Raw genomic sequence first — 7,956 nt, forward strand, 5'->3', positions numbered from 1 at the left:
GCCGAACCAGGCTACGAATACGGCCATAAGGACACCCGCCAGGGTCAGCGACTCACTGGTCGAACGGCCATGACGTATCGCAGCGCGATACATAATCACCGGCACCCACACGGTGAAGACGACAGCTACGGAGACAACCAATATCGTGACGGTCACTGGTACGTCAGGAATCGGATGATCCACCGCTTCCTCCTCAACCAGTCCGTTGCGAGCCAAGGCCAGACAAGGACTGCCGACAGACCGCCTTTATGGCATTGCCGCAGCCCAAGCGATATGCCCCGGCGCGGGTATCGCCGTCTTGGACCAGTGAGCCACACCTGTGGCAAAACCGGGCGTTCTTCAAGGGCTCGGTGCCACACGTCCTGCACGCTGCTATGGCCGTCACCCGACCCTCCACCGATCCGGCCCCCGAGTTCTCACAGGATAGGCGATTGGATACTCCAGGAGGCGCTGTTGGCTTCACAGTGGGTGATGCCGAGACGAAGTTTTGAGACTCTCATATCCCGTCATATTCGAGACATCGTGAGCCTGCTACCTAATTCGTTTTGCCTAGCCCCGAGGCCATGAAACGTCCGATTGACGAGATTGCCCGCCGTCGCGTCATCAACCGGATCTGCACGAACAAGAAGGCACGACTGGGAAATCCCGGTATGACCATCGGCTTGCGGCCGACCGCCGACAGGACCTCGCGCACCACGGGCGCGGGTTCGGCAATCATCCAATGCGGGTATTTCGCCAAGGCGTCACCCTGGGTGTTCATCAGACCGCCGATCATGACCAGTGCGTCCACGCCGCTGCCTTGCAGTTCGTACCAGAGCACCTCGCCCAGCATGATCTGGAAAGCCTTGTTCGCCGCGTACGCCGCGGTGTACGATCTCGGCGCACCGGCACCCTATAAGGCGCTCGAAGACGCGGTCGCCGGCGTCGACGTTGACGTGCTGGTCTGTAATTACATGTTCACGCCTACAGACACCGGGCCGATCCTCGACACGCCGCTGGAGACTCACAGTCGCATGATCGACATCAACGCCCGTGCCTACACCAATCTCATTCATCGCTTCGGTCGTGAGATGCGCGACCGTGGCCGGGGGCGATCATCATCGTCGCATCCGGCGCGAGCCTCACTTCGGCTCCATATGGCCGTCCGCACTTCGACACCGAACTGTTGCCGCAGTTCGTTCGCCCGCGCGTGAAGTTCCTCGTCGAGGATGTCGACCAAGACCCAGGTTTAGTCCTTCGACGGCGAGCTGCCGCGCGAACGCATACCCAAGCCCTTGTTCGCGTGCCGCCCCCGAGACGAGTGCCCAGCTTTGTGCGTAAGCGGAGATCTTCGACCGTCGCAGCAGCCTCGGTCGCGGTCGGAAGGTCACGTCCACGTTGTGAAACATCCTGTTATTTCGAGACGGCCTTCAGCTCTGTTCGGGCCTGGTCGATTTGGTCGTAGGCGTAGGCCACCATCGCGGCGGTGGTCATCGTCTCGCCCTTGCGGGCGAGCGATTCGTAGGTCTGGTCGCCGAGGACATCGCGCAGGTGGGCGATCGTGGTATTGATTTCAGGGAATCCCGCCGCGGAGACGGGACTGAACGCGTAACCGGCGATGGTGGCCGCCGGTTCGCGGCGTCCGAGTCGGTCGAGTAAGGCGACCAGGATCGCCAAGGGGGAATGGATAACGGCGACGTTGCCTGAGTCGTGGTAGTTGCGTATCGCGGGCCCGGCAGGAGTTACCTTCCGACGCGACGGTCGCATGGGATCTGGAGCTTGATCGGTGTTATCGAGTGGCATTTAATAGCCCGACGCTGGAGGCTATTCACCGCATGGCGGTAGTTCAGCTTCAAGAGCTTCAGGAAGGCGGAACGTTGGCGCCGAATCCTCAGAGGTTCAATCAGGTTTTGTTTGACCTTTACCCGGTCGGGGCGCAACCAAACCCTTTAGGTTGCCTAGATATCTGGTTTCACCTGCCCTTATAATAGGCTCAGGGTATTAACTTCGCCCGCCATATATAGTCTCTTTTCACTAACTGTTTCATCACCGGGGAAGTGGTCACTATGGTGCGGCCCTCGACGGTTTGGAAAGTCACCGATGATCGTTGATCATTCGGATGGGTCGGCTCACGCGGAGTCGCCGCCGACACCCGCACCCCCGGATGCATCGACCGGGCCGATGCCTGCTGCCTGCACGGGCAGGGGGGTGCTCGAGGGCGCGTTCGCGGTCCTGGAGGCGCTCGCCGACGCCGACGGCGGCCTGGGGTTGACCGCGCTGGCGGGCGCCAGCGGGTTGGCGAAAACGTCGGCGTATCGGCTCGCCGAACAACTCGTCGCCCTGGGTGCGGTGCAGCGGGCGAACCACCGTTACCACATCGGGGCACGCCTCGGGCGCATCGGGCGGCGGTGGCAGCCCGAGCCGGTGCTGCGGCGGGCCGCGCAGGCGCCGGTGCACACCTTGGCCGTGCAATCGCGCGCCATGGCGTCGCTGCGGATCCTGCATGAGGACCGGCTGTGGGTGATCTGTAGCACCGCGGCGAACGGCCACGCCCACCTGCCCACCCCGGCAGACCGTGAATCGACCGCCCGCACCGCCACCGGGCGCGTCCTTTACGCCACCAGAGCGGGGACTGACGGTGGGCTTCCCGGCGGCTGGACACCGCGCGAATGGCGGCAGCTCCGCGGGTGCATCCGCGACGTGCACGCCACCGTGGTCGACCATCAGGAGGTGTTTCCTGGCATCTGCTGCGTGTCGGCCCCGGTGTGGTGGCCCAACGGCAGCTGTGCTGGCGCGGTGACCGCTCTGCTTCAGACGGCCAAGCCACCACCTAATCTGCGCGACCTGGTGGTGTGTGCAGCGCGCCGCATCGGGGCGCGATTGCGGTAAGCATTCCCGGTGGGAATGCAGTCACACCCGCCGCGGCCGGTGGGTGATCTGCAAGAGTCTGGCGCGGAAAACAGCTTGCCGGCGACCCGACCGGGAGTACCCGACCCACACCGGCAGGGCACTCGTGCGGCGGGTGTGGTGCGAACCCCGCAGCCCGCGGCTCGGTTCTCACCCGGGCCCATAGCCATGTCTAACACCGGTCCGCTGGCCGGACCGCACGCTTGCCTTGCCTGCGCTTCGGTTATGCGATTCGAGCAATCTGTGTTGGGGTACTGATGGCGGTGGTGATGCAGGTGTCACACAACGGGTTGACGTCACCATGAGCCGATCGGAGCACCTCATTGACTGATCCCGCGCCCACCAACCCCAGCACACCTGCACCTGCTGGGTGGGCCGCGCCGACCATTACCGCCACCGCCGGCTACGTCATTACCGGCGCGGGATTCCTGCCCTATCACGACATCACCATTCGCGTCACCTACACCGCAGAGCACGTCAGCGATCACCTCACCTACACGACGGGCCCCGGCGGCGACCTCTACGTCGAGCTGCCCACCAGCCCCGCTACCGGCGCGCTGGACATCACCGCCACCGATCACCGCACCCACCCCGACGGTGCAGACGGGCTGCTGTGGAGCAACACCCAGACTGTCCAGCCTCTTAAGGACTGGCTTCAATGGGAAGAAAGTGGCAGAGCCCGTATCAGCACCACCGACCAGCCCGACCCGCTCGCGCGAGAGGCCAGCCCACGGGGTGAGCCGTCCGGTCAGCCAGAACAGGCGAAACGGCCGACCGCGGCCAACCACTCGTGGGCTGCGGCTGCTGAGCTCCCCCGTTCACAAAACTCGGGATCCCAGGCCGAAGCGCAGTGGGCCATCGCCGCTGCGCTGGAACGCCTGGCCGACGTGATTGTCGCCGCGCTCAATCCCGCGGAACCTACCGGGCGTCATGCAGCTGGCCGCGACAAGCGATCGTGACGAACAACATCCGCGACAACATCGGATCTACCGCACCCACCCCGACGGCGCAGGCGGGCTGCTGTGGAGCAACACCCAGACTGTCCAGTCGGCTAAGCCCTAAAGCAAACCCTAGACGGGGACGGGCCTCCTGCCACGGTGGTCCGACCGCGTGGCGTGAATTGGTTCCAGGACTGAGTTAATTCCGGGAAATCTATTCCAGCTGGCCGGAGTCCGGTCCGCTGAGCGGACCGCGCTCTTGCCTCACCACACCGAGCCGATGCGCAATGGATCAACACCGGCCCTGCCGACAAATCAAAGCTCGACCACACATGGAAAAGTTAAAGATGTCAACACCACAACAGGGCCAGACGCAGCACATCACGTCGCCAAGACACTGCCACTGGCGGGAGTGGTTCGGAGCCTAGTGATGAGACATGGGCAGAGCCAGTTTCTCGGGAGATTAGCCGACTTCGTCGGCCGGCACGGGTATCTCGTTCTGGGCATGTGGATCGTCGTGGCGGCCGGTCTCAACCTGGTTGCCCCTCGCCTGGAGCAGGTGGGCATCCAGAAATCCGGCCCCGTTATCCCTGACTCGGCGCCGTCGTTGGTCACGATCAAGAACATGGGGATTCAGTTCGGCGAATCTCAAGCGTCGGCAATCGGATACCTCGTGCTGGAGGACGACCGCGGATTCAACAATGCGGACCACGCCTATTACCACGAAATCATCACCAAGCTTCGGTCCGATAAGTCCCAGATCGATTCGGTCCAGGACCTCCTCAGCGACCCGGCGACTGCCCCCAGCGCGGCCAGCGAGGACGGCAAGGCCGTGTATGCGGTTGTCCAGTTCTACGGTGGCGTGGGTTCGGCCACGCAGCGAGAAGGGCAGAGCTTTGTTCGTGCACTGATCGACCACACTCCAAAACCCCCTGGCCTTGCCGTTTATCAGACCGGCCCGGCGCCGACCATCGGTGATGAGATCGCGGCTGAGGACCACTCGGTCACCGTGATCACAGCCATGAGCGCCGGAATGATCATCGTGTTGCTGTTATGTGTCTACCGTCGATTCAGCACAATTCTCGTGGCGTTGGCCAGCGTCGGCCTGGCGCTGGCCGTCTCACGCCCCATCGTTGCCCTCTTGGGAATGCATGCCGGCCTCGATGTATCCGTTTTCTCGGCCATGCTGCTCGCGGCGATTGTTCTCGGTGCGGGCACCGATTATGCGGTATTCATCATCAGCGGCTACCACCAAGGCCGCCGGCAGGGCAAGTCGAGTCACGACAGTATTGTGACGTCCGCTACCCAGATATCGGGCATCATCGTGGCCTCTGGCCTCACAGTGGCCGCGAGTTGCGCGGTCATGGCGGCGACTCAGATCATTCTGTTCCGAACCACCGGAGTCCCGTGCTCGATAGGCGTGATTGTCGCCGTACTCGCCGCGCTCACTCTCGTTCCGGCCCTTCTCTCCATCCTCGGACGCCGGGGCTTAGTTGAGCCGAGGGACGCAGCCACATCCCGGTATTGGCGGCGTGTTGGTGTTCGGATCGTCCGTCGGCCGGCCTGGGTACTCACGGCGAGCCTTGCCATCCTTTTCGCGCTGGCGGCGCAGACGTACTGGATGTCTACCGGATACGACGAGCGGGCAATGCAGCCGCCGACGACGCCGAGCAACCGAGGATATGACGCCATCACCCGGCACTACGAGACCAGTGAACTCACACCCGACATCCTACTCATCGAGGCGGATCGCGATCTCCGGAATTCCGCTGACTTTGCCGCGCTGAATTCGGTTGTCAGGACTGTTCAAAAAGTCACCGGGGTGAGCGAGGTGCGAGGCCCAACCCAACCGCAGGGTAAACCGATTCCGGAATTTACTCTGAGCGGTCAGGACCGGGTGCTCGCCGAGAAACTGACCTTGGCAATTCAAGGGCTCTCGGACAGTCAACCCAAATTAGCCGAACTCGATGAAGGAGTTCAACGGCTCACCGACGGCCTTGGCCGACTCAGTTCGGGTAACGCGCTCGCGGCCAAGGGCTCCGGGCGAATCCAGAACGGTATGGAACAGCTCCGTAGTGGACTGGTTACCGCGTTGAACGGAACTAATGAAGTTTCCGGGGGTACCGATCGGCTTGCCGATGGTTCCCAGAAATTGGCGGACGTCATCGATTCCGTGGTGACCCCGATCCTCACCCAGTTGGATGTGTTCGCCCCCCCTCCCGCCAGTGATTTGCCCTGCGATCAGGGCAGTAACTGCGCGAAGGGCGACCAGATGGCGATCTTGGCCCAGGACACTTCGCTCATTGGCCGGGTGCGGTACTTTCTCACTCAACTGAAGGTCGGCTCCAGGCAATTGGCGGACGGCAATCATAGTCTCTCGGGTGGGGCGCACCAGCTCCAGACCGGACTGGCCGCCGCCTCGGACGGAACCATCCAACTCACCGACGGGCAGAAGCTACTGACCACCAAGCTCGGTGAGCTCTCTGCCGGCGCGGCAGCGGCCCGATCCGGGATCGCCCAGATTTCGGATGGCATCAACCAGATTTCACCGCAAATGCGGAACTTCAGCGACGGTCTGAGCCAGGCACGCAACTTCCTCAACGAGGTCAGCGCCAATGTGAGCGGTGGTCCGGATGCGGGTTTCTATGTTCCTAAGGGCGCTTTTCAGGATCCGCGTCTGATGCAGGCGATGAAGTATTTCATATCGAGAGACGGACACACCGCACGGCTGTTGGTGTTCGGTGATACCACCGCGTACGACGAAAACGCTATCGGCCGTCTTGATGCCGTCATCGCTTCCACCAATGCGGCCCTGGCCGAAACCACGCTCAAGGGCAGCCGCGTGGAAGCCGGCGGACTAGCGGCCGGGTTTCGGGACCTGCACCACATGGTGGTCGAAGATTTTGCGATCATCGCCACGTTTACATTGCTCTTTATCTTCGTCATCCTGGCATGGCTGCTCGGTGGCCTGATTGCGCCGCTGTATCTCATTATCACCATTGCGATTTCGTATTTATCAGCGCTGGGCCTCAGCGTCCTGATCTGGCAGGGTCTGCTCGGCATGGCCGTCTACTGGTCGGTCCCACCGGTGTCCTTCGTCGCGCTTGTCGCCGTGGGTTCCGACTATAACTTGCTGTTCATGTCGAGGATCCGCGCGAATTCGACGTTAGGGATTCGTTCGGGCATCGTGAAGGCGTTCACGGCGACCGGTGGCGTCATTACCACAGCCGGCGTTATTTTTGCGGTCACCATGTTGGCCATGTTGGCCAGCCCCGTTTACACAATTGCCCAGATCGGCTTCACCATTGGCGCCGGTCTGCTGATCGATACGTTCATAGTGCGCACCCTTACCGTCCCAGCGGTGGCTGCTCTTCTCGGTGCCAGAATCTGGTGGCCCAGCGGGCCCTTCAGACTTGAGAAGGCCAAGGCCCTCACGTCGTCACCCGGCCCTTCACCGACGTGGAGAACACCCCCACACGACGGGAACGCCGCAACGGTCTCCTCGCCAACGACCGCGGGGCCGACGGGACGCGAGTATGACCCGGGAGATTCTCCGGAGGTGCTGGCCCGGACCACCAAGTCTTTCGTGGTGGTCTGCCAAGCGGGACCGAGGAACTTCTGCTACCGGGGCGTTCGCCTGAGCGACGGCGCCAGCATCGAACTCGACGGCGCGGTGCGTTCATCGGGCGGGTTTGACGTCACCGACCCGGCCGACGGAACCCGCTATCAGGTGCGGCCCAACCAGCTGAACATCATCCAACCGGACGGCGAGGTGGATTCGGAATCGATGGTCGAGTACCGCGTCCAGCTAAGGCCGCGCCGCTTGTAGTAGTCACACTGGCTTTGTGCCCAGCTGGTTTGAATGAGTGTGTGGCCGGGTTTAGCGAGATCCGGGGACGAACCAAACATCGAGGAAGGGAACCGATTTGAACAAATTCTGTGGGATCGACTGGGCCGAGGATCACCAACGAAGTGGCGGTCGTCGACGCGGACGGACAGTTGGTGATCAAACGGCGAATCACCGATGACGCCGACGGGTTCGCCGAGCTGCTCGGCCTGCTCGGGTGAACACCGGCAGCAGTCTTCATCTCTGGGCGGCCGTGGGTTTTAGGGGGGATCAAAATTCGGCCGC

7 protein-coding genes are annotated in these 7,956 nt (G+C 62.5%); 4 read left to right on the forward strand and 3 right to left on the reverse strand.

Going from position 1 to position 7,956, the window contains the following annotated elements; translation table 11 throughout:
* Positions 1 to 183, reverse strand: a 183-nt coding sequence (locus VEI45_RS05430) for a hypothetical protein (RefSeq protein ID WP_324850879.1), incomplete at its 3' end; no start/stop codon positions are given.
* Positions 184 to 535: 352 nt separating this feature from the next.
* On the reverse strand, positions 536 to 832 hold the full coding sequence (locus VEI45_RS05435) for a hypothetical protein (protein ID WP_324850881.1): 297 nt from the start codon (positions 830 to 832) through the stop codon (positions 536 to 538).
* On the opposite strand from VEI45_RS05435, the gene VEI45_RS05440 reads away from it, so the two are divergent.
* Complete coding sequence (locus tag VEI45_RS05440) at positions 831 to 1,193, forward strand: hypothetical protein (protein ID WP_324850883.1); 363 nt, start codon at positions 831 to 833, stop codon at positions 1,191 to 1,193. The genes VEI45_RS05435 and VEI45_RS05440 overlap by 2 nt on opposite strands.
* A gap of 199 nt (positions 1,194 to 1,392) precedes the next feature.
* Here the strand turns inward: VEI45_RS05440 and VEI45_RS05445 are convergent, their stop codons facing one another.
* A complete protein-coding gene (locus VEI45_RS05445; RefSeq protein WP_324850885.1) occupies positions 1,393 to 1,656 on the reverse strand; it encodes a hypothetical protein in 264 nt (87 codons plus the stop codon).
* Between the two features lie 423 nt (positions 1,657 to 2,079).
* On the opposite strand from VEI45_RS05445, the gene VEI45_RS05450 reads away from it, so the two are divergent.
* The 3 genes from VEI45_RS05450 (at position 2,080) to VEI45_RS05460 (ending at position 7,653) form a co-directional block, all read left to right on the forward strand.
* On the forward strand, positions 2,080 to 2,868 hold the full coding sequence (locus tag VEI45_RS05450; protein WP_324850887.1) for an IclR family transcriptional regulator: 789 nt from the start codon (positions 2,080 to 2,082) through the stop codon (positions 2,866 to 2,868).
* A gap of 341 nt (positions 2,869 to 3,209) precedes the next feature.
* A complete protein-coding gene (locus tag VEI45_RS05455) occupies positions 3,210 to 3,845 on the forward strand; it encodes a hypothetical protein (protein ID WP_324850889.1) in 636 nt (211 codons plus the stop codon).
* Between the two features lie 484 nt (positions 3,846 to 4,329).
* Positions 4,330 to 7,653 (forward strand): RND family transporter, encoded by a 3,324-nt coding sequence (locus VEI45_RS05460; RefSeq protein WP_324850892.1) that lies wholly within the window; start codon positions 4,330 to 4,332, stop codon positions 7,651 to 7,653.
* Positions 7,654 to 7,956: the final 303 nt, after the last annotated feature.

The organism is Mycobacterium sp. (genome assembly GCF_035623875.1).
GTDB lineage: Bacteria > Actinomycetota > Actinomycetes > Mycobacteriales > Mycobacteriaceae > Mycobacterium.

Excerpts from the sequence above, each read along its gene's own strand:
- VEI45_RS05440 (WP_324850883.1), top strand. The coding sequence starts at position 831 with ATGATCTGGAAAGCCTTGTTCGCCGCGTACGCCGCGGTGTACGATCTC.
- VEI45_RS05450 (WP_324850887.1), top strand. The coding sequence starts at position 2,080 with ATGATCGTTGATCATTCGGATGGGTCGGCTCACGCGGAGTCGCCGCCG.
- VEI45_RS05460 (WP_324850892.1), top strand. The coding sequence starts at position 4,330 with ATGTGGATCGTCGTGGCGGCCGGTCTCAACCTGGTTGCCCCTCGCCTG.
- VEI45_RS05435 (WP_324850881.1), bottom strand. The coding sequence starts at position 832 with ATGCTGGGCGAGGTGCTCTGGTACGAACTGCAAGGCAGCGGCGTGGAC.